The sequence below is a fragment of the Streptomyces pallidus (ex Mingjun et al. 2026) genome, from assembly GCF_051550185.1.
Lineage (GTDB): Bacteria > Actinomycetota > Actinomycetes > Streptomycetales > Streptomycetaceae > Streptomyces.
Window position 1 is genome coordinate 5464749 of sequence record NZ_CP196181.1, and the last position, 19630, is coordinate 5484378.

18 protein-coding genes are annotated in these 19630 nt (G+C 71.9%); 10 read left to right on the top strand and 8 right to left on the bottom strand.

Features of this window, described 5'->3' with window-relative positions; translation table 11 throughout:
• Nucleotides 1-29 precede the first annotated feature (29 nt).
• A complete protein-coding gene (locus tag ACSHWO_RS24185; protein ID WP_361088528.1) occupies nucleotides 30-932 on the top strand; it encodes a TIGR01777 family oxidoreductase in 903 nt (300 codons plus the stop codon).
• 179 nt (nucleotides 933-1111) lie between these two features.
• Nucleotides 1112-2368 (top strand): NAD(P)/FAD-dependent oxidoreductase, encoded by a 1257-nt coding sequence (locus ACSHWO_RS24190; RefSeq protein WP_385825828.1) that lies wholly within the window; start codon nucleotides 1112-1114, stop codon nucleotides 2366-2368.
• 141 nt (nucleotides 2369-2509) lie between these two features.
• Here the strand turns inward: ACSHWO_RS24190 and ACSHWO_RS24195 are convergent, their stop codons facing one another.
• A complete protein-coding gene (locus tag ACSHWO_RS24195) occupies nucleotides 2510-3952 on the bottom strand; it encodes a regulator (protein ID WP_385825779.1) in 1443 nt (480 codons plus the stop codon).
• Between the two features lie 173 nt (nucleotides 3953-4125).
• Here ACSHWO_RS24195 and ACSHWO_RS24200 point away from each other — a divergent pair, with 173 nt between their 5' ends.
• The 5 genes from ACSHWO_RS24200 (at nucleotide 4126) to ACSHWO_RS24220 (ending at nucleotide 7523) form a co-directional block, all read left to right on the top strand.
• The gene (locus tag ACSHWO_RS24200) at nucleotides 4126-4416 is read left to right on the top strand and encodes a hypothetical protein (protein ID WP_438314836.1); all 291 of its coding nucleotides are present in this window, start codon (nucleotides 4126-4128) and stop codon (nucleotides 4414-4416) included.
• Nucleotides 4417-4502: 86 nt separating this feature from the next.
• Entirely contained in the window at nucleotides 4503-5306 is an 804-nt protein-coding gene (gene lipB, locus ACSHWO_RS24205) for a lipoyl(octanoyl) transferase LipB (protein WP_361088516.1), read from the top strand.
• 108 nt (nucleotides 5307-5414) lie between these two features.
• The gene (lipA, locus tag ACSHWO_RS24210; RefSeq protein ID WP_361088513.1) at nucleotides 5415-6368 is read left to right on the top strand and encodes a lipoyl synthase; all 954 of its coding nucleotides are present in this window, start codon (nucleotides 5415-5417) and stop codon (nucleotides 6366-6368) included.
• 248 nt (nucleotides 6369-6616) lie between these two features.
• Nucleotides 6617-6814, top strand: coding sequence for an SCO2195 family GlnR-regulated protein (locus ACSHWO_RS24215; RefSeq protein WP_361088598.1), 198 nt, complete (start codon nucleotides 6617-6619; stop codon nucleotides 6812-6814).
• A gap of 10 nt (nucleotides 6815-6824) precedes the next feature.
• Nucleotides 6825-7523: a DUF4191 domain-containing protein gene (locus tag ACSHWO_RS24220; RefSeq protein WP_361088510.1), complete on the top strand. Its 699-nt coding sequence runs from the start codon at nucleotides 6825-6827 to the stop codon at nucleotides 7521-7523.
• Nucleotides 7524-7681: 158 nt separating this feature from the next.
• Here ACSHWO_RS24220 and ACSHWO_RS24225 read toward each other — a convergent pair whose 3' ends face one another.
• Entirely contained in the window at nucleotides 7682-8149 is a 468-nt protein-coding gene (locus ACSHWO_RS24225) for an RDD family protein (RefSeq protein WP_361088508.1), read from the bottom strand.
• 184 nt (nucleotides 8150-8333) lie between these two features.
• Between ACSHWO_RS24225 and glnA the strand changes: the two genes are divergently transcribed.
• Both glnA and ACSHWO_RS24235 read left to right on the top strand, forming a co-directional pair.
• Nucleotides 8334-9743, top strand: coding sequence for a type I glutamate--ammonia ligase (gene glnA / locus ACSHWO_RS24230; RefSeq protein WP_361088505.1), 1410 nt, complete (start codon nucleotides 8334-8336; stop codon nucleotides 9741-9743).
• A gap of 105 nt (nucleotides 9744-9848) precedes the next feature.
• Complete coding sequence (locus ACSHWO_RS24235; RefSeq protein ID WP_361088502.1) at nucleotides 9849-10166, top strand: MazG-like family protein; 318 nt, start codon at nucleotides 9849-9851, stop codon at nucleotides 10164-10166.
• On the opposite strand, the gene ACSHWO_RS24240 is transcribed toward ACSHWO_RS24235, so the two are convergent.
• On the bottom strand, nucleotides 10138-10839 hold the full coding sequence (locus ACSHWO_RS24240) for a TetR/AcrR family transcriptional regulator (protein ID WP_385825499.1): 702 nt from the start codon (nucleotides 10837-10839) through the stop codon (nucleotides 10138-10140). The two genes, ACSHWO_RS24235 and ACSHWO_RS24240, sit on opposite strands and share 29 nt — an antisense overlap.
• 85 nt (nucleotides 10840-10924) lie before the next feature.
• On the opposite strand from ACSHWO_RS24240, the gene ACSHWO_RS24245 reads away from it, so the two are divergent.
• Nucleotides 10925-11695, top strand: coding sequence for an SDR family NAD(P)-dependent oxidoreductase (locus ACSHWO_RS24245; protein WP_361088496.1), 771 nt, complete (start codon nucleotides 10925-10927; stop codon nucleotides 11693-11695).
• 46 nt (nucleotides 11696-11741) lie between these two features.
• Here the strand turns inward: ACSHWO_RS24245 and ACSHWO_RS24250 are convergent, their stop codons facing one another.
• From ACSHWO_RS24250 to lpdA, 5 genes are all read right to left on the bottom strand, one after another.
• On the bottom strand, nucleotides 11742-12260 hold the full coding sequence (locus ACSHWO_RS24250) for a DUF4240 domain-containing protein (protein WP_361088596.1): 519 nt from the start codon (nucleotides 12258-12260) through the stop codon (nucleotides 11742-11744).
• A gap of 175 nt (nucleotides 12261-12435) precedes the next feature.
• Entirely contained in the window at nucleotides 12436-15120 is a 2685-nt protein-coding gene (aceE, locus tag ACSHWO_RS24255; protein ID WP_385825344.1) for a pyruvate dehydrogenase (acetyl-transferring), homodimeric type, read from the bottom strand.
• A gap of 233 nt (nucleotides 15121-15353) precedes the next feature.
• Nucleotides 15354-15977 (bottom strand): GntR family transcriptional regulator, encoded by a 624-nt coding sequence (locus ACSHWO_RS24260; RefSeq protein ID WP_361088594.1) that lies wholly within the window; start codon nucleotides 15975-15977, stop codon nucleotides 15354-15356.
• Nucleotides 15978-16245: 268 nt separating this feature from the next.
• Nucleotides 16246-18021: a 2-oxoglutarate dehydrogenase, E2 component, dihydrolipoamide succinyltransferase gene (gene sucB, locus ACSHWO_RS24265; protein ID WP_438314844.1), complete on the bottom strand. Its 1776-nt coding sequence runs from the start codon at nucleotides 18019-18021 to the stop codon at nucleotides 16246-16248.
• Between the two features lie 55 nt (nucleotides 18022-18076).
• Nucleotides 18077-19465, bottom strand: coding sequence for a dihydrolipoyl dehydrogenase (gene lpdA / locus ACSHWO_RS24270; protein WP_361088487.1), 1389 nt, complete (start codon nucleotides 19463-19465; stop codon nucleotides 18077-18079).
• Nucleotides 19466-19630 lie beyond the last annotated feature (165 nt).

Below are 19630 nucleotides of genomic sequence, written 5' to 3' on the forward strand. Positions count from 1 at the left end.
CGGGGTCTTCGCACCGCATCATGGGGGTCATGCGTATCGCGGTCACCGGGTCGACCGGTCTCATCGGCAGCGCCCTCGTACGGTCCCTGCGGGCCGACGGTCACGACGTGGTCCGCTTCGTGCGGCGGGAGCCGGCGGCGCCCGACGAAGCGCGGTGGGACCCCCGCCGCGGGTACGTCGACCCGGCCGGGCTCGCCGGCTGCGCGGCGGTGGTCCACCTGGCCGGGGCGGGGATCGGCGACCACCGCTGGACGGCGGCGTACAAGAAGGAGATCCGGGACAGCCGGGTGGACGGCACCGCCGCCGTGGCGCGGGCCGTGGCCGCGATGGACGAGCCGCCGCAGGTGTTCGTCAGCGGCTCCGCCGTCGGCTACTACGGCGACACCGGCGACCGCACCGTCGACGAGACGGCCCCGGCGGGCCGCGGGTTCCTGCCGGAGGTGTGCGTGGAGTGGGAGGCGGCCGCCGCCCCGGCCCGGGAGGCCGGGGTGCGGACGGTGCTCGCCCGTACCGGACTGGTGGTTTCCGGCAAGGGCGGGGCGTGGGGGCGGATGTTCCCTGTCTTCCGGGCCGGGATCGGCGGGCGGTTGGGCGACGGCCGCCAGTTCTGGCCGTTCATCTCCCTGTACGACGAGATCGCGGCCCTGCGGCACCTCGTCGTGAGCCCGCAGCTGTCCGGCCCGGTCAACCTGACCGCCCCCGAACCGCCGACGAACCGCGAGGTCACCGCCGCGATGGGCCGCGTCCTGCACCGCCCGACGCTGCTGGCGGTGCCGGCGCCGGTGCTGCGGCTCGTCCTCGGGGAGCTCTCCCAGGACGTGCTGGGCAGTCAGCGGGCCCGGCCCGCACGCCTGTTGGAGTCGGGCTTCACGTTCCGCCACCCGCGCATCGAAGACGCACTCCGCGCCGCTCTCTCCCGCTCCGAGCCCTGACCCCTCCCGGCGCCCCGGCCCACCGCCCGAGGCTGGACACCGTGCGACCGTTCGTGACCCGGATGCGACCGCAATGCGACCGGATCCGACCGCAATACCGCACCCAACAAGGGTTCCCCCGAAGCCCGTTGGGGGAAGGAGGATCCCCACACAGCCGCGCCGACCTCGGGGAGGGGCACGTGCTCAGCAGCTCGCACCGCACCGCACAGCATGCGGACGTCGTCATCGTAGGAGCCGGGGTCTCAGGACTCGCGGCGGCACAGCACCTGATCGCGGCAGGGGTCACCGTCACCGTCCTGGAGGCGGCAGAGGACCCCGGCGGCCGGATGGCCACCGAGCAGACCGACGGCTTCCGGCTCGACCGGGTCGGCCAGCTCCTCAACACCTCGTACACGGAGCTCGACCGGACCCCCGGCCTGGCCGGCCTGGTCCTGCGGCCCTTCGCGCCCGGGGTGCTCGTCCACACCGACGGCCGGCAGTTGCGGGCCGGCGTCATGACCCCGGCCCGCGCGCTGGCCAGCCGGTCCCTCGACCAGGCCCGGCTCAGCGCCCACCTCGGCCGGCTCGCCGCGCTGCCCGTCGAGCGCCTGCTGGCCCGGCCCGAGCGCACGGCCGCGGCCGCCCTCGGCTCCCGGGCCCCCGGCACCACCCTGCGCCCGCTGCTCGCCGCCCTGCTGCGCGACCCGGAGCTCACCACCTCCAGCCGCGTCGCCGACCTGGCCCTGCGGACCTTCGCCCGCGGCCGGCTCGCCGTGCCCGAGGGCGGGGCCGCGGCCCTGCCGGGGCTGCTGGCGGCCGCGCTGCCGCCCGGCACCGTGCGCACCGGGGTCCGGGTCACGTCGGTGGCGACCCAGCGGGTCACCACCGAGGAGCACGGCGACTTCAGCTGCCGCTCCCTGGTCCTGGCCACGGGGGCGCGGGCCGCCGCCGAGCTGCTGCCGGGGCTGCGGGTGCCGGACTTCCACGAGGTCACCGTCATCCACCACGCCACCCCGGCCCGGCTGCCCTGGGACGGCTCGCTGCTGCTCGACGGCGATCCCCGCTGGCCCGTCGCGCACACCGCCGTGATGAGCGCGGTCGACCCGACGCGGGCCCCGGTCGGCCGGAGCCTGGTCACCACGACCGTCCTCGGCCCGCCGCCACCCGTGCGCACCGTCGCCTCGCGCCTCGCCCGGCTGTACGGGACCGCCACCCGGGACTGGGAGCTGCTGGCCGTCCACCACGCCCCGGAGGCCGTGCCCGCGATGCCGCCGCCCTACGACCTGCGCCGCCCGGTGCGGGTGCTGGCCGGGCTGTACGTGTGTGGCGACCACCGCGATGCCAACACCGTGCAGGGTGCCCTGCACTCGGCCCGCCGCGCCGCCACCGCCGTCCTGCGCGACTTCGGCATCCGGCTGCCGGTCAGCGCCGGGGCCGTCCTCCCGGCGGTGGCCTGAGAAGAACCACAGGGCAAGGGCCCGGTTCCCCGCACCGGGGGCCGGGCCCGCACCCGTGCGCACGGTCCGCACCCCGCCTGGACCCGGCCCCCGCCCGTACCCGGACCCGCGCCCGCGCCCGCAGCCCCCGCGTGCCGGGGCTCAGGACAGTGCCGCGACCCGGTCCCGGTAGGTGCGTACGGCCGCCGCGTCCCGGTACGGCTCCAGCCGGCGCTCGAAGTCCCGTACGTACTCCACCGCCCGCACCGACCGCATCTCCGTCGCCTGCTGCGCCGCCTCCGCGCCCAGGGCGCACGCCTGGTCCAGCTCGCCCAGCCCCAGCCGGGCCGTGGCCAGCACCACCCGGCTGAACAGCCGCGAGCGGGCGAGCGCCGGAGCCCGCAACTGGAGCGAGTGCTCCGCGTGCTGAGCCGAGGCCCGGTACTGCTGGAGGTCCCGGTGGCAGTGCCCGAACTCGTCGGCCAGCTGGGCCTCGTCGAAGAACCGTGCCCAGTGCGGCACGTCGTCCCCGGGCCGGGCCGCGCCCAGCGCCCGCTCGGCCCGGACCAGCGCGGCCGTCGCGGCCCGGACCTCGCCGAGCACGGCGTGCCCGCGGGCCTCCGCCGAGTGCAGCAGCGCCTGGACCAGCGGCGGGGGCCCGGAGCCGACGCCCTGCTGGGCGACGCGGGCCAGCTGCACCGCCTCCCGGCCGTGGCCGAGGTAGACCGCCTGCCGGCTCATGGTGACCAGCACGTACGCCCCGTATGGCCGGTCCGCGGCGGCCTGCGCCAGCCGCAGCGCCTGGACGAAGTAGCGCTGGGCGAGCCCGTGCGCGGCGATGTCGTACGAGGTCCAGCCGGCGAGCCGGGTCAGGTCGGCGGCGGCCGCGAAGAGCCGGCGGCCCGTGGTCTCGCCGTAGGTGCCGCGCAGCATCGGCTCGGCCTCGTGCTCCAGGTAGCGCACCAGGGCCTGGCGGGCGTGCCCGCCGCCGTACGTCTGGTCCAGGGTCTTGAAGAGTTCGCTGACCGAGCGCAGTGCGGCGATGTCCCCGCCCGTGACGCGCTGGCCCGGGCCGCGGTCGACCTGCCGCTGGCGGGGGACGGTGCTCCGGCCCTGGGCGGGGACCCGGGCCGCGGCGGCCGGGTCGGCGCCGCGGCCCACGTGCTCGTCGGGCCGGCCGATGAGCCAGTCCCGGCTGGGGACGACCAGCCCGGCCGGGGTGAAGGCGATCTTCCGCAGTTCGGCGTGGGAGCCGGAGTCCTTGCGCCACAGTCCGCTGGCGATGTCGACGGCCTCCTCCGGGGTGGCCGCGAACTCCAGGCCCGCGTAGACGGGCGCACAGGCGTCCAGGCCGAGGTCCTGGGCGGAGAGCCGGCGGCCCAGGCGCCGGGTGAACACCTCGGCGATCAGTGCGGGGGTGGTTCCTCGGGGTTGCTGGCCGCGCAGCCACCGCGTGACGGAGGTCTTGTCGTACCGCAGGTCGAGGCCGTGTTCCAGGCCCAGCTGGTCGACGCGGCGGGCCAGACCTGCGTTGGAGAACCCGGCTTCCGCGATCAGTGCCGCGAGCTGCCGGTTGGGGACGTGCTGGGCGGGGCGTTCCGTCATCGGCTCCACGGTTTCCTGACGTGACGGACCGGAGGTTCGGCCCTGTGAACGGCGTGAATGTAGCGGCGAACTTCCCCTGTGCCGTCCTCTGTGCCCCATATTCATCCGATCGTGTGCAGAATCGGTGGGGCTCTTTACGGCCGCGTCGACGCCCGCCGCGTACGCTGCGCCCCATGACCCGCAGGCCGACCAGGGCGGAGCCGCCCGCCGACTCCACCGCGGCGCCGCTGCGCGCACCCGAGATCACCGAGGCGGAGTGCCGCCGGTGCGGTACGTACATCGCGGGTCTGGACGGGCGGTACGCGTGCGGGGTGTGCGGCTGGGTCAACGACCATTCCGAGGGGCACCGGCGGCTGCCGCGTGCGGACGAGGACCCGGACCGGCCGGCCAGGGGGCGCAGGCGGCCGCCGTCGCTGCCCGGGCCGGGAGCGGAGGCCGGGCGGGGGCCGGGGACGGGTGGCTGAGGGCCGCCGGAGCGGCCGTGGCCGGCCGCCGTACTCTTGGCTGGTGCGATACGTGCACACAGCAGGTTCAACGAGGAGGCGCTGTCGTGGCTGAGCTTGGGTTTGTCCATCTGGGCTTCGGACCCGACGACTACGTCGAGTACACCGAGGCCTGGGAAGAGCAGCGCCGGGTCCACGCCGCCCGCTTCGCGGACGAGATCGAGGACACCTGCCTCCTGCTGGAGCACCCGCCGGTGTACACGGCCGGGCGGCGCACCGCCGACAGCGAGCGCCCCCTCGACGGCACGCCCGTCGTCGACGTGGACCGCGGCGGCAAGATCACCTGGCACGGCCCGGGCCAGCTGGTCGGCTACCCGATCATGAAGCTGCCGCGGCCGGTGGACGTCGTCGCGCACGTGCGCCGGCTTGAGGAGGCGCTGATCCGCACCGCCGCCGACTTCGGCCTGGAGACCACCCGGGTGGAGGGCCGCTCCGGCGTGTGGGTGCTGGGCGATCCGCTGGAGCAGCGCCCGAAGATCGGCGGCCTGTCCCTGGACCTCGACCCGCGCCTGGAGGACGAGGAGTTCGACGCCCGTCTGAACGGCCCCGAGTACGCCCCGTCCAACGCCGGGCAGCGCCGCGAGGACCGCAAGCTGGCCGCGATCGGCATCCGCGTCGCCAAGGGCGTCACGATGCACGGCTTCTCGTTCAACGTGAACCCCGACACCACCTGGTTCGACCGGATCGTGCCCTGCGGCATCCGCGACGCCGGTGTGACGTCCCTCTCGTACGAACTGGGCCGCGAGGTCACCGTGGCCGAGGTGCTGCCGGTGGTCGAGAAGCACCTGAAGGACGTGCTGGAGCACGCCGAGCTGCGGCCGCGGGAGATCGAGACCGTCCCGGGGGCGTAGCCGCCGGGGAATGCGTCCGCCCGCCCGCAGGTTGGCCGACGTAAGAGCGTACGAATTACGGGCGTACCCTGGTGGGCGCCGAGGAATCACAGTCACAGGGAGCCGGTCGTGTCCGCAGTCGCACCCGACGGACGCAAGATGCTGCGCCTGGAGGTCCGTAACAGCCAGACCCCCATCGAGCGCAAGCCCGAGTGGATCAAGACCCGGGCGAAGATGGGTCCCGAGTACACGAAGATGCAGAACCTCGTGAAGGGCGAGGGCCTGCACACGGTGTGCCAGGAAGCCGGTTGTCCGAACATCTACGAATGCTGGGAGGACCGCGAGGCCACCTTCCTCATCGGCGGCGACCAGTGCACCCGGCGCTGTGACTTCTGCCAGATCGACACCGGCAAGCCCGAGGCCCTGGACCGGGACGAGCCCCGCCGCGTCGGCGAGTCGGTCGTCACGATGGACCTGAACTACGCCACCATCACCGGCGTCGCCCGCGACGACCTGGAGGACGGCGGCGCCTGGCTGTACGCGGAGACCGTGCGCCAGATCCACCAGCAGACGGCGGGCCGCGAGGGCGGCCACACCAAGGTCGAGCTGCTGGCACCCGACTTCAACGCGGTCCCGGAGCTGCTGGAGGAGGTCTTCGCCTCCCGTCCCGAGGTCTTCGCGCACAACGTCGAGACGGTTCCGCGGATCTTCCGCCGGATCCGCCCGGGCTTCCGCTACGAGCGCTCCCTCGAAGTGATCACCAAGGCCCGCGCGTACGGCCTGGTCACCAAGTCGAACCTGATCCTCGGCATGGGCGAGGAGCGCGAGGAGGTCTCGCAGGCCCTGCGCGACCTGCACGAGGCCGGTTGCGAGCTCATCACCATCACCCAGTACCTGCGCCCGTCGCCGCGGCACCACCCCGTCGAGCGCTGGGTGAAGCCGGCCGAGTTCGTCGAGCTGGCGAAGGAGGCCGAGGAGATCGGCTTCTCCGGTGTGATGTCGGGCCCGCTGGTCCGCTCCTCGTACCGGGCCGGGCGCCTCTACCAGCAGGCCATGGACAAGCGCAGCGGAGTCGTGGCGTAGCAGCGTGTGACGTCACGCACAAAACTTACCGGCTAGTAATGTCGCATGGACGCGGCCCGTAGGCTCTTCGAGGGAAGAGATCCGACGGGCCGCGTAAATGTTTCATCACCGTTTGACCGGCCGGCCATGCCCTGGTAACACCAATCAGTGACGATAGGTCAACGCGCCGCGCACGCCGTCGCACACCCCCGACACCCCCGCCGTGCGCCTTCCGGACCGACGTGAGCACCGTGAAAGGGAACGAGACCATGCAGGCCGCGCCCGTACGCGCCATCGCCATTCCGTCGTTCGCAGAGGCCTTCAGGGGCCTCGAATCGCTGCTCATGAGCGGTGCCCGCCGCAATGCCTGGACCGCGGTCCTGGAGGACCGCCGCCGCGCGAAGGACCGCGTCGAAACCGAGCACGTACTCGAGGCCGCGGCGACCCGGGCCCCACAGGCCACGTAAACTTCGCTGTATGGCGAGGAAGGCAAACGCAGAGACTGCTGCGACACCAGGGCGACTGAAGCAGATCGCCCTCACGTACAACATGACGCGCAAGGCCGACCCGAAGGTCGGTCTGATCCTTGCGGCCGTCGGACTCATCACCTTCGGTGTCTTCCTCGGGATCGGCTTCCTGATCGACCACCCGGTCTACCTGGGCATCCTGGGCTTCCTGGTGGCGTTCCTCGCGGCGGCGATCGTCTTCGGGCGCCGCGCCGAGCGGGCGGCCTTCGGGCAGATGGAAGGCCAGCCGGGAGCGGCCGCGGCCGTACTGGACAACGTGGGCCGGGGCTGGACGACCACCCCCGCCATCGCGATGAACCGCAGCCAGGACATCGTCCACCGGGCCGTGGGCAAGGCGGGCGTGGTCCTGATCGCCGAAGGCAACGCCAACCGGGTGAAGCCCCTGCTGGCCGCCGAGAAGCGCAAGCTCGCGCGCATCATGCCGGACGTCCCGGTGAACGACTTCATCGTGGGCACCGGCGAGGGCCAGGTCCCGCTGAAGAAGCTCCGCACGACCCTGCTCAAGCTGCCGCGCGTGCTCTCCGGGCCGCAGGTGACCCAGGCCAACGACAAGCTGCGCGCCATGGGCGACCTCATGAGCAACATGCCGCTGCCGAAGGGCCCCATGCCGAAGGGCATGCGGATGCCGCGCGGCGGAAAGATGCGCTGATGCGGTGACGTGCTGATGCGCTGAGCCGCTTTTCGTATACGGCGCACCGCACACGGCGCACGACACACGACACGCGACGACAGGGGCGCCCCCGCAGCCATCGGCTCGGGGGCGCCCCTGTCGTCGTTCCTGCGCTGCGTTCGCGTCCTGCGTCCGGCTCAGATGCGGACCTGGACGGCGCGGGCCGCCCGGTCGTGCAGGCCGCGGCCGTCGCGGTCCCAGACCAGCGCCGGGATGACCAGGGCCAGCAGCAGCGTGCGCAGCACCACCCGGCCGAAGCCGAGCCGGCCGCCGTCCTCCGCGACCACGCGCAGGCCCACGAGCCGCTTCCCGGGAGTGAAGCCCACGGTGCCGACGGTCAGGATGCTCAGCACCACGAAGAGCAGCAGCGTCCAGTTGCCCGTCGCCGTCGCGTCGCCGCCGGTGATCAGCCCGTATGCGATCACCTGGCAGGCGATCCAGTCGATGGCCACGCCGCCCAGGCGGCGCCCGAAACGCGCCGCGGAGCCGGATCCCTCCTGGGGCAGGCCGAGCCGCTGGCCCGGGTAGCCGAAGTCGACGCCCATGTCCTCGGCCGCCGCGCGGGGGCCGGAGAGCCACGATCCCATTGCTTGCCTGTTGTCCACCCGACCACGGTACCTGTGGCGTGACGAGCCACTCCGGCCGGACCCTGGTTAACTTGTGCGAAACAAATGGGTCATGCTTGGGAAATCCCGTCTGCCTATGGTCGGGTCAGCGTGCGGCACCGCACTGACGCACCACGAGCTATGCAGCCCGTCCCCGCCCCGGGTCGGGAGTAGGAGGAGTTGGATGTTCCAGAACGCCGACGAAGTGAAGCAGTACATCGAGGAGAACGACGTCAAGTTCGTCGACGTCCGCTTCTGTGACCTGCCTGGTGTGATGCAGCACTTCACCATCCCGGCGCGGGCGTTCGACCCGGCGGAGGAGCTCGCCTTCGACGGTTCCTCGATCCGCGGCTTCCAGGCCATCCACGAGTCCGACATGGCTCTGCGCGCCGACATCACCACCGCGCGCCTGGACCCGTTCCGTCGCGACAAGACGCTGAACATCAACTTCTTCATCCACGACCCGATCACGGGCGAGGCCTACAGCCGCGACCCGCGCAACATCGCGAAGAAGGCCGAGGCGTACCTCGCCTCCACCGGCATCGCGGACACCGCGTTCTTCGGTCCCGAGGCCGAGTTCTACATCTTCGACAGCGTCCGCTTCGCGACCACCGCGAACGAGGGCTTCTACCACATCGACTCCGAGGCCGGCGCCTGGAACACCGGCTCCGAGGAGAACAACCGCGGCTACAAGGTCCGCTACAAGGGCGGCTACTTCCCGGTCGCCCCGGTCGACCACTTCGCCGACCTGCGCGCCGAGATCTCCCTGGAGCTGGACGCCCAGGGCCTCCAGGTCGAGCGCCAGCACCACGAGGTCGGCACCGGCGGCCAGGCCGAGATCAACTACAAGTTCAACACGCTGCTCGCCGCGGCCGACGACCTGATGCTCTTCAAGTACATCGTGAAGAACGTCGCCTGGCGCAACGGCAAGACCGCGACCTTCATGCCGAAGCCGATCTTCGGTGACAACGGCTCGGGCATGCACGTCCACCAGTCGCTGTGGCAGGGCGGCGAGCCGCTCTTCTACGACGAGGCCGGCTACGCGGGCCTGTCGGACACCGCCCGCTACTACATCGGCGGCATCCTCAAGCACGCCCCGTCGCTGCTCGCCTTCACCAACCCGACGGTGAACTCGTACCACCGCCTGGTGCCGGGCTTCGAGGCGCCGGTCAACCTGGTGTACTCGCAGCGCAACCGCTCCGCCGCCATGCGCATCCCGATCACGGGCTCGAACCCGAAGGCCAAGCGCGTCGAGTTCCGCGCCCCGGACCCGTCCTCCAACCCGTACCTCGCCTTCTCGGCGCTGCTGCTCGCGGGCCTCGACGGTGTCAAGAACAAGATCGAGCCGATGGAGCCGATCGACAAGGACCTCTACGAGCTCGCCCCCGACGAGCACGCGAGCGTCCCGCAGGTCCCGTCCAGCCTGGAGGACGTCCTCAAGGCCCTGGAGGAGGACCACGAGTACCTCCTCGCCGGCGGTGTCTTCACCTCCGACCTGATCGAGACGTGGATCGACTACAAGCGCACCCACGAGATCGCCCCGATCGCCCAGCGCCCCCACCCCCACGAGTTCGAGCTCTACTTCGACCTCTAAGCCGCAGGCGGGTGGAGAGCCGCCCCCGGTGCCGTTCCGGCGCCGGGGGCGGCTCTCTTTTTTGATCTTGTTTCACGGGCGGTGCGCACCCGCTAGGTTCGGGGCATGGATGATCAGTGGAAGACCGTCGCCGCCCTCGCCGCCACGTTCGACGCGCACGACCGCGAGCGCGGGATGCCGCACGAGGAGAGCGTGACCCTGCAGATCCTCAAGATCGGCGAGGAGTTCGGGGAGGCCGCCGAGGCCGTGATCGGCGCCAAGAGCACCAACCCGCGCAAGGGGAACTCGCACAGCTGGGACGACGTCCAGGCCGAGGTGGCCGACGTCATCGTCTCCGCGATGGTCGCCCTGGCCCGGATGCGGCCGGACGCGGCCGACTACTTCGCCGAGCAGCTCACGCTGAAGGCCGACCGGTTCCTCTGACACCGCCGGCCCCGCCCGACCGCACGACCAGCGGCATCGCCCCGGTCAGCTCGCGCAGGCCGCGGACCGCCAGCTCGGCGGGGGAGGCCGGGCCGGTCCGCGGGGCGTCCGTCGTCGCCCACAGTTCCAGGGCGATGCGGATCGCGTCCGTCGCCGCCGCGGCGACCAGGCGGACCCCGAGCGGGTCGGCGCCCTCGCCGGCCAGCCGGGCGATCACCGGGACGAGCTGCTCCTCGGAGTCCTGGTTCACGCGGTACCAGACGGCGCGCAGCGCCGGGTCGTCGGCCGCCGCGCGGAGCAGGCCGCGGGTCACCTCCAGCCCCTCCTCGACGGTCTGGGGGTCGGTGAGGGAGCGGGTGACGGCGCGTTCGAGGGCCTCGCCGAGCGGGGTGCCGGGGGCCTCCTCCGCGAGCACGCCGCGCCACCGCTCGCCGCCGGTCGCGAGCAGCGGGCCGACGGCCTCCTGCTTGTTGCGGAAGTAGCGGTAGAACGTGCGCAGGGCGACGCCCGCGCGGTGCGCGATGTCCTCGGCGGTGGTGCCGTCGGGGCCGCGCTCGGCGAACAGGGCGCAGGCGGCGCGGGCGATGTCGAGCTGGGTGGCGGCCTTGCGGCGCTCGGTCAGCGACTGCGCTCCGGGGCCGGTCTGGGGGGAGTACGGACGAGGGGATCTCACGCCTGAAGCCTACAACTCGACCCTGCCCGCGATGCGCATTTTGACATACTGGCAAAGCGTGTCATCGCGGCGGTACGCTCGCCCCATGAACCGTTTCGAAGGACGCCGTGTCCTCATCACCGGCGGCGGCTCCGGCATCGGCCGCGCCACCGTCCACCGCATCCTCGCCGAGGGCGGCCGCGTCCACACCGTGGACGTCAACGAGGCCGGCCTCAAGGAGACCGCCGACCAGGCCCGCGCCGCCGGCCACGAGGACCGGCTCACCACCGCCGTCCTCGACATATCCGACGAGGCCTCGGTGCAGGCCGGCGTCGCCGCCGCCGTCGGGCTCCTCGGCGGGCTCGACGCGCTGGTCAACGCCGCGGGCATCCTGCGTTCCGCGCACACCCACCAGACCAGCCTGGACCTGTGGAACAAGATCATCACGGTCAACCTCACCGGCACCTTCCTGATGATCCGCGAAGCCCTGCCGGCGCTGCTGGAGGGCGACAAGCCGGTCGTCGTGAACTTCAGCTCCACCTCGGCCTCGTTCGCCCACCCCTACATGTCCGCGTACGCGGCCAGCAAGGGCGGCATCCAGTCCATGACCCACGCCCTGGCCGCCGAGTACAGCAAGCAGGGCCTGCGCTTCGTCGCCGTCGCCCCCGGCTCCATCGAGAGCGGCATGACGACCGGCACCGGCCCCGGCCTGCCCGAGGACACCGACTGGAGCCTGTTCGCGAAGCTCGCCCCGGCCCTCGGCCAGGGCTTCGCCGGCCCGGAGACCGTCGCCGGCGTCGTCGCCATGCTGGCCTCGGACGACGGTGCCTTCATCACCGGCACGGAGATCCGCATCGACGGCGGCACGCACTACTGACCCGGACCCGGAGCCGGACCCCACCCCGCCCCCCCTCGCCGGCGCATCAGGACCTGAAGCGCTCCCACAACCGGGGGAAGCGCTCCGCCAGCACCGCTTCGTTCTCGAAGTCCAGCGCGGTGCCCTCCGGCTCCGCCGGCTGGAGCGGGACACCGAGGTCCGGCGCGACCGTTCCGGTCAGCTGCTCGTACGCCTCGTCCGCCGCGTACCCGAGCTCCTCGCCGTCCCCGTCGAGCTCCTCGTCGAACTCGTCGAGGAGCTCGGCCAGCTGGTCGGGGTCGTGCACCGCGCCCTCGAACACCTCCCGCCCCTGGCCGATCAGCCAGCACCGGAAGTAGTCGAACGCGTCGTCGCTCGCCCCGTCCAGCAGCACCCAGGCCGCGCCCCACAGGTCCCAGGTGTACGCCCGGTTGTACCGGGACTCGAAGTGCCGGGCGAAATCCAGGACGGAGTCCGGATCGAGCTGCGCCAGCCGCTCCACGAGCAGCTCGGCGTGTTCCTCGGGGTCGCCCTCGGCGGCCTCGCGGGTGCTGTCGACGATCTCCCAGAACTCCGTCTCGTCCATCACGGGACCAGCATCACGGGTCCGCCGTGAGCCCGCCACCGCGAGAATCCGACAGTGCGCCCGCCGCTGCCCGAACACCGCCGGGACCCTGGAACGCCGGGGAGCGCCGTGGAACGCCGGAGGCGGCCCTCCCCCGCAGGGAAGGGCCGCCTCCGGTCACGGCAGACGGTACGGCCTACAGGCCGTAGCGCTCGCGGGCCTCCTTGACGGAGGACGCCGGCACCTCGCCGCGGCGGGCGAGCTGGGCCAGGGCCGCGACCACGATGGACTGGGCGTCGACGCCGAAGTGGCGGCGGGCCCCGTCACGGGTGTCGGAGAGGCCGAAGCCGTCCGTGCCCAGCGAGGTGTAGTCCTGCGGGACCCACTGGCTGATCTGGTCCGGGACCTGGCGCATCCAGTCGGAGACGGCCAGTACCGGGCCCGGGGCACCCTCCAGCACGCGGGTGACGTACGGGGTGCGCTCCTCGCCGCGCAGCAGCGCCTCGTCGCACTCCAGCGCCTCGCGGCGCAGCTCGCCCCAGGAGGTGGCGGACCACACGTCGGCGGCCACGTTCCACTCGGCGGCCAGCAGCTTCTGGGCCTCCAGGATCCAGTGGATCGCCGTACCCGAGGCCATCAGCTGGATCTTCGGGGCGTCCGCGGCCGGCGCGTCCCCGCCCAGGTCGGCGGAGGTGTTGAACCGGTACAGGCCCTTGACGATGCCCTCTTCCACGCCCGCGGGCATGGCCGGCTGCGGCTTCGGCTCGTTGTAGACCGTCAGGTAGTAGAAGACGTCCTCGGGGTTCTCCCCGTACATCCGCTCCAGACCGTCCTTGACGATCACCGCGATCTCGTACGCGAAGGCCGGGTCGTAGTTGAGCGAGGCCGGGTTGGTGGCCGCGATCAGGTGCGAGTGGCCGTCGGCGTGCTGGAGGCCCTCACCGGTCAGCGTGGTGCGGCCGGCGGTGGCGCCCACGATGAAGCCCTTGCCGAGCTGGTCGGCGAGCTGCCACATCTGGTCGCCCGTGCGCTGCCAGCCGAACATCGAGTAGAAGATGTAGAACGGGATCATCGTCTCGCCGTGCGTCGCGTACGACGTGGCGGCTGCGATGAAGTCGGCCATGGCGCCGGCCTCGGTGATCCCCTCGTTGAGGATCTGGCCGTCCTTGGCCTCCTTGTAGTACATCAGCTGGTCGCGGTCGACCGGCTCGTACGTCTGGCCCAGCGGCGAGTAGATGCCGGCCGACGGGAAGAGGGACTCCATGCCGAAGGTACGGGCCTCGTCGGGGACGATCGGCACCCAGCGGCGGCCGGTCTCCTTGTCCCGCATCAGGTCCTTCACCAGGCGGACGAACGCCATGGTGGTGGCCATCTCCTGCTTGCCGGAGCCCTTGAGCAGCGGCGCGTAGGACTTGTCGGCCGGCTGCGGCAGGGCCACGTGGTGGACCTTGCGGGCCGGGGCGAGGCCGCCGAGGGCCGCACGGCGCTCGTGCAGGTAGCGGACCTCGGGGGAGTCGGCGCCCGGGTGGCCGTACGGAACCACGCCGTCCGCGAAGGCGCTGTCCGGGATCGGGAGCCCGAGCAGGTCGCGCATGCCCTTGAACTCGTCGATCGTCAGCTTCTTCATCTGGTGGTTCGCGTTCTTCGACTCGAACCCGGTGCCCAGGGTGTAGCCCTTGACGGTCTGCGCCAGGATCACCGTCGGCGCGCCCTTGTGCGCCAGGGCGGCCTTGTACGCGGCGTAGACCTTGCGGGGCTCGTGGCCGCCGCGCGAGGTGTGGAAGCACTCGGCGATCTTCGCGTCGCTCAGCAGCTGCCCCATGGCCACCAGGGCCGGGTCGCCGCCGAAGAAGCGCTCGCGGATGTAGGCCGCGTCACGGGTGGCGTACGTCTGGAACTGCGCGTCCGGGGTCTCGCGCAGGCGGCGGACCAGGGCGCCGGTGGTGTCGAGCGCGAACAGCTCGTCCCAGGCGTTGCCCCACAGCGTCTTGACGACGTTCCAGCCGGCGCCGCGGAAGGCGCCCTCCAGCTCCTGCACGACGCGGAAGTTCGCGCGCACCGGGCCGTCGAGGCGCTGCAGGTTGCAGTTGATGACGAAGGTCAGGTTGTCCAGGCCTTCGCGGGCCGCGAGCGCGAGGGCCGCGGTCGACTCGGGCTCGTCCATCTCGCCGTCGCCCAGGAAGGCCCAGACGTGGGAGTTGGAGGTGTCCTTGATGCCGCGGTTCTCCAGGTAGCGGTTGAACCGCGCCTGGTAGATCGCGGACAGCGGGCCGAGGCCCATGGAGACCGTGGGGAACTCCCACAGCCAGGGCAGGCGCCGCGGGTGCGGGTAGGAGGGCAGGCCGTTGCCGCCGGCCTCCTGGCGGAAGTTGTCGAGCTGCTGCTCGGAGATGCGCCCGTCGAGGAAGGCGCGGGCGTAGATGCCCGGGGAGGCGTGACCCTGGACGTAGATCTGGTCGCCCGAGCCGTCGCTCTCCTTGCCGCGGAAGAAGTGCTGGAAGCCGGTCTCGTAGAGCCAGGCCGCCGAGGCGAAGGTGGCGATGTGGCCGCCGACGCCGTACTTCGAGCCGCGGGTCACCATGGCGGCCGCGTTCCAGCGGTTCCACGCGGTGATGCGGGCCTCCATCTCCTCGTCACCGGGGAAGGCCGGCTCGGCGGAGGTGGGGATGGTGTTGACGTAGTCCGTCTCCAGCAGCTTCGGCAGGGCCAGGCCGGCGGCCTCGGCGTGCTGGAGGGTGCGGCGGAGCAGGTATTCGGCGCGGCGCGTACCGGCGGCCTGGGCGACGGCGTCGAGCGAGGCCGCCCATTCGGCGGTCTCTTCGGTGTCGCGGTCCGGGAGCTGGTCGAGCTCGCTCGGAAGCTTTCCTACGGGGTCGGACATCGGTGTGCGCCGCCTTCCGGACAAAGGAGAGGTGGTGAAGAAAATCCCTGACGGGCAGGACAGGGTGGGCGGACCCGGTTGGGGCCCGTCAAGACTGTAAATCCCTGATCGATGATCGATCAAACGATTGCGGTGAAGTTAAGGGGCATCAACGAAAAGTCGGCACGCGGTGCCAGCGATTCAGACACCGCGTGCCGGGCGAATCGGGACAAAGAGGGCCCAGGTCGAGGACGTCAGGCGCGGGGCGCGCACCCGAGCACATGCCGCTTCACCAGCACCCCGATGTCCGGATCCTGGTTCCGGAAGGCCTCGACGAGCGCCGCGTGCTCCTCCGCGTACGACTTCTGCACGGTCCCCAGCCAGCGGATCGACAGCGCCGTGAACACCTCGATGCCCAGGCCCTCCCAGGTGTGCAGCAGCACGCTGTTCCCGGCCGCCCGCACCATCTCCCGGTGGAACCCGACCGTGTGCCGCACCTGCGCCGTGCCGTCCGACGCCCGGTCGGCGTCCCACAGGGCCGCCACGTGCGGCTCCAACGCCGAACAGTCCGCCGCCAGCCGCGGAGCGGCCAGCTCCGCCGCGATCTGCTCCAGACCGGCCCGGACCGGGTAGATCTCCTCCAGGTCCGCCGCCGTGAGGTTCCGCACACGGACGCCCTTGTTCGGCGCCGACTCGATCAGCCGCAGCGTCTCCAGCTCGCGCAGCGCCTCGCGCACCGGCGTCTGGCTGACCTCCAGCTCGACCGCGATCCGCCGCTCGACGATCCGCTCGCCGGGCTTCCAGCGCCCGCTGACGATCCCCTCCACGATGTGCTCGCGGATCTGCTCGCGCAGCGAGTGCACGACGGGTGGGGTGATCATCGGGGCTTCATCTCCTGGAGCGGCGTGCGGAGTCTGAACGTGCGGGTCTGATCGTGCGCGGTCTGATGCGTAGACAATACGGCGCAGTAGGCCCACGGCGAGCGTCCGCGGTCGGGGAGGCCGGGGTGAGGCTGGTTACAACCGTGGCTCCCGTGCTTGCGGATCCGGATCTTCCGGACCGCAGGGTACGACGACGGCGCCCCCGCCCGGAGTGGAATCCGGACAGGGGCGCCGTATGTGCTGCCGTCGATCGACAGCGGGGGCCTTACAGGCCGAGCTCGACCTCGAACTCGCCGGCCTCCAGGATCGCCTTCACGGCCGAGAGGTACCGGGCCGCGTCCGCGCCGTCCACCAGACGGTGGTCGTAGGACAGGGTCAGGTACGTCATGTCGCGGGCGCCGATCACGGTGCCCTCGGCGGTCTCCATGACCACCGGGCGCTTCACCGTGGCACCGATGCCCAGGATCGCGACCTGGTTCGGCGGCACGATGACCGTGTCGAACAGGGCGCCGCGGGAGCCGGTGTTGCTGATGGTGAAGGTCGCGCCGGACAGCTCGTCCGGGGTGATCTTGTTGCTGCGGACCTTGCCGGCCAGCTCGGCGGTCGCCTTGGCGATACCGGCCAGGTTGAGGTCACCGGCACCCTTGATGACCGGGGTCATCAGGCCCTTCTCGGAGTCCACGGCGATGCCGATGTTCTCCGAGTCGAAGTAGGTGATGGTGCCCTCGTCGTCGTTGATCCGGGCGTTGACGACCGCGTGGGCCTTCAGCGCCTGGGCCGCGGCCTTGACGAAGAACGGCATCGGGGACAGCTTGACGCCCTCGCGGGCGAGGAAGCCGGCCTTGGCCTTCTCGCGCAGCTTCATGATCTTGGTGACGTCCACCTCGACCACGGACGACAGCTGCGCCTGCGAGTGCAGGGCCTTCATCATGTTGTCGCCGATGACCTTGCGCATGCGGGTCATCTTGACCGTCTGACCGCGCAGCTCGGACACCGCGGCGGCAGCGGCCGGAGCAGCAGCGGCGGCCGGGGCCGGGGCGGCGGCAGCGGCCTTGGCGGCCTCGGCGGCGGCCAGGACGTCCTGCTTGCGGATACGGCCACCGACGCCGGTGCCCGTGACCGTGTTCAGGTTGACGCCGGCCTCGGAGGCCAGCTTGCGGACCAGCGGGGTCACGTACGCGCCCTCGTCACCGGCGGGAGCCGCCGGCGCGACGGGAGCGGCCGGGGCGACCGGAGCCGGGGCGGCGACCGGAGCGGCGGCCTGGACCGGCGCCGGGGCGGCGACCGGAGCGGCCGGAGCCACCGGGGCGGGCGCCGGGGCAGCCGGAGCCGGAGCAGCCGGAGCGGCAGCCGGAGCCGGAGCCGGAGCCGGAGCGGCGGCCGGGGCCGGAGCGGCCGGAGCCGCGGCGGCGGCCGGGGCAGCGCCCGCGACGCCGATGACGGCCAGACGGGCGCCGACCTCGGCGGTCTCGTCCTCGCCGACCAGGATCTCCAGCAGCGTGCCGGAGACCGGCGCGGGGATCTCGGTGTCGACCTTGTCGGTGGAGACCTCGAGCAGCGGCTCGTCGGCCTCGACCGTCTCGCCGACGGCCTTCAGCCAGCGGGTGACGGTGCCCTCGGTGACGGACTCGCCCAGGGCGGGCAGCACGACGTCGGTGCCGGACGCGGCCGGGGCGGCGGCCGCGGGGGCCTCGGCGACGGGGGCCGGGGCAGCGGCAGGCGCCTCGGCGACCGGGGCCGGGACGGCATCCGGAGCGGCGACCGTCTCGACGGCCGGTGCCGGGGCGGCGGCCGGGGCGCCGGAGCCGTCGTCGATGACGGCCAGCTCGGCGCCGACCTCGACGGTCTCGTCCTCAGCGACCTTGATGGAGGCCAGGATGCCGGACACGGGGGAGGGGATCTCGGTGTCGACCTTGTCGGTCGAGACCTCGAGCAGCGGCTCGTCGGCCTCGACGCGCTCGCCCTCGGCCTTCAGCCAGCGGGTGACAGTGCCCTCGGTGACGCTCTCGCCGAGCGCCGGAAGGGTTACAGAAACCGCCATGGTTTCAGTTGCTCCTTACGAATGGTGCGGTTGTGGTCGTCGCGCCCGTGACTGATTAGTCGTGTGCGTGCAGCGGCTTGCCGGCCAGGGCCAGGTGGGCCTCGCCGAGCGCCTCGTTCTGGGTCGGGTGCGCGTGGATGAGCTGCGCGACCTCGGCCGGCAGGGCTTCCCAGTTGTAGATCAGCTGGGCCTCGCCGACCTGCTCGCCCATCCGGTCACCGACCATGTGGACGCCGACCACGGCACCGTCCTTGACCTGGACGAGCTTGATCTCGCCCGCGGTCTTCAGGATCTTGCTCTTGCCGTTGCCCGCCAGGTTGTACTTCAGGGCCACGACCTTGTCCGCACCGTAGATCTCCTTGGCCTTGGCCTCGGTGATGCCGACGGAGGCGACCTCGGGGTGGCAGTAGGTCACGCGCGGCACGCCGTCGTAGTCGATCGGGACGACCTTCAGGCCGGCCAGGCGCTCCGCGACCAGGATGCCCTCGGCGAAACCGACGTGCGCGAGCTGCAGGGTCGGGACGAGGTCACCGACGGCCGAGATGGTCGGCACGTTGGTCTGCATGTACTCGTCGACCAGGACGTAGCCGCGGTCCATCGCGACGCCCTGCTCCTCGTAGCCCAGGCCCTGGGAGACCGGACCGCGGCCGATGGCGACCAGCAGCACCTCGGCCTCGAAGGTCTTGCCGTCGGCCAGGGTGACCCGGACGCCGTTCTCGGTGTACTCGGCCTTGTCGAAGAAGGTGCCGAGGTTGAACTTGATGCCGCGCTTGCGGAAGGAGCGCTCAAGGATCTTGGAGCTGTTCTCGTCCTCGACCGGGACGAGGTGCTTCAGGCCCTCGATGATGGTGACGTCCGTGCCGAAGGACTTCCACGCCGAGGCGAACTCGACGCCGATCACGCCGCCGCCGAGGATGATCGCCGACTGCGGGACGCGGTCCAGGACCAGCGCGTGGTCGGAGGAGATGATCCGGTTGCCGTCGATGGTCAGGCCCGGGAGCGACTTCGGCACGGAGCCGGTCGCCAGCAGGACGTGGCGGCCCTGGATGCGCTGCCCGTTCACGTCGACCGAGGTCGGGGAGGACAGGCGGCCCTCACCCTCGATGTAGGTCACCTTGCGGGAGGCGACCAGGCCCTGCAGGCCCTTGTACAGGCCGGCGATCACGTCGTCCTTGTACTTGTGCACACCGGCGATGTCGATGCCCTCGAAGGAGGTCTTCACGCCGAACTGCGCGGCCTCGCGCGCCTGGTCCGCGATCTCGCCCGCGTGCAGCAGAGCCTTGGTGGGGATGCAGCCGTTGTGCAGGCAGGTGCCGCCGAGCTTGTTCTTCTCGATCAGGGCAACGTCCAGACCCAGCTGGGCAGCGCGCAGGGCCGCGGCGTAGCCGCCACTGCCACCGCCGAGGATCACTAGGTCGAAAACGGTGCTGGCGTCGTTCGCCACGTCACGTCCTCCATGCATGTGCGCCGGGCACCGGTCCTCTGTGACCGGGCGGCGGCTGGTGTTCGGCCGCTTGTTTCTTCGGCCCTGTGGTGGGCCCTGTCCTGCCGAGAACCCATCTTCGCATTTGTCGCGGGAACACGGGACGCCGGGCCCGGACTGCGACGG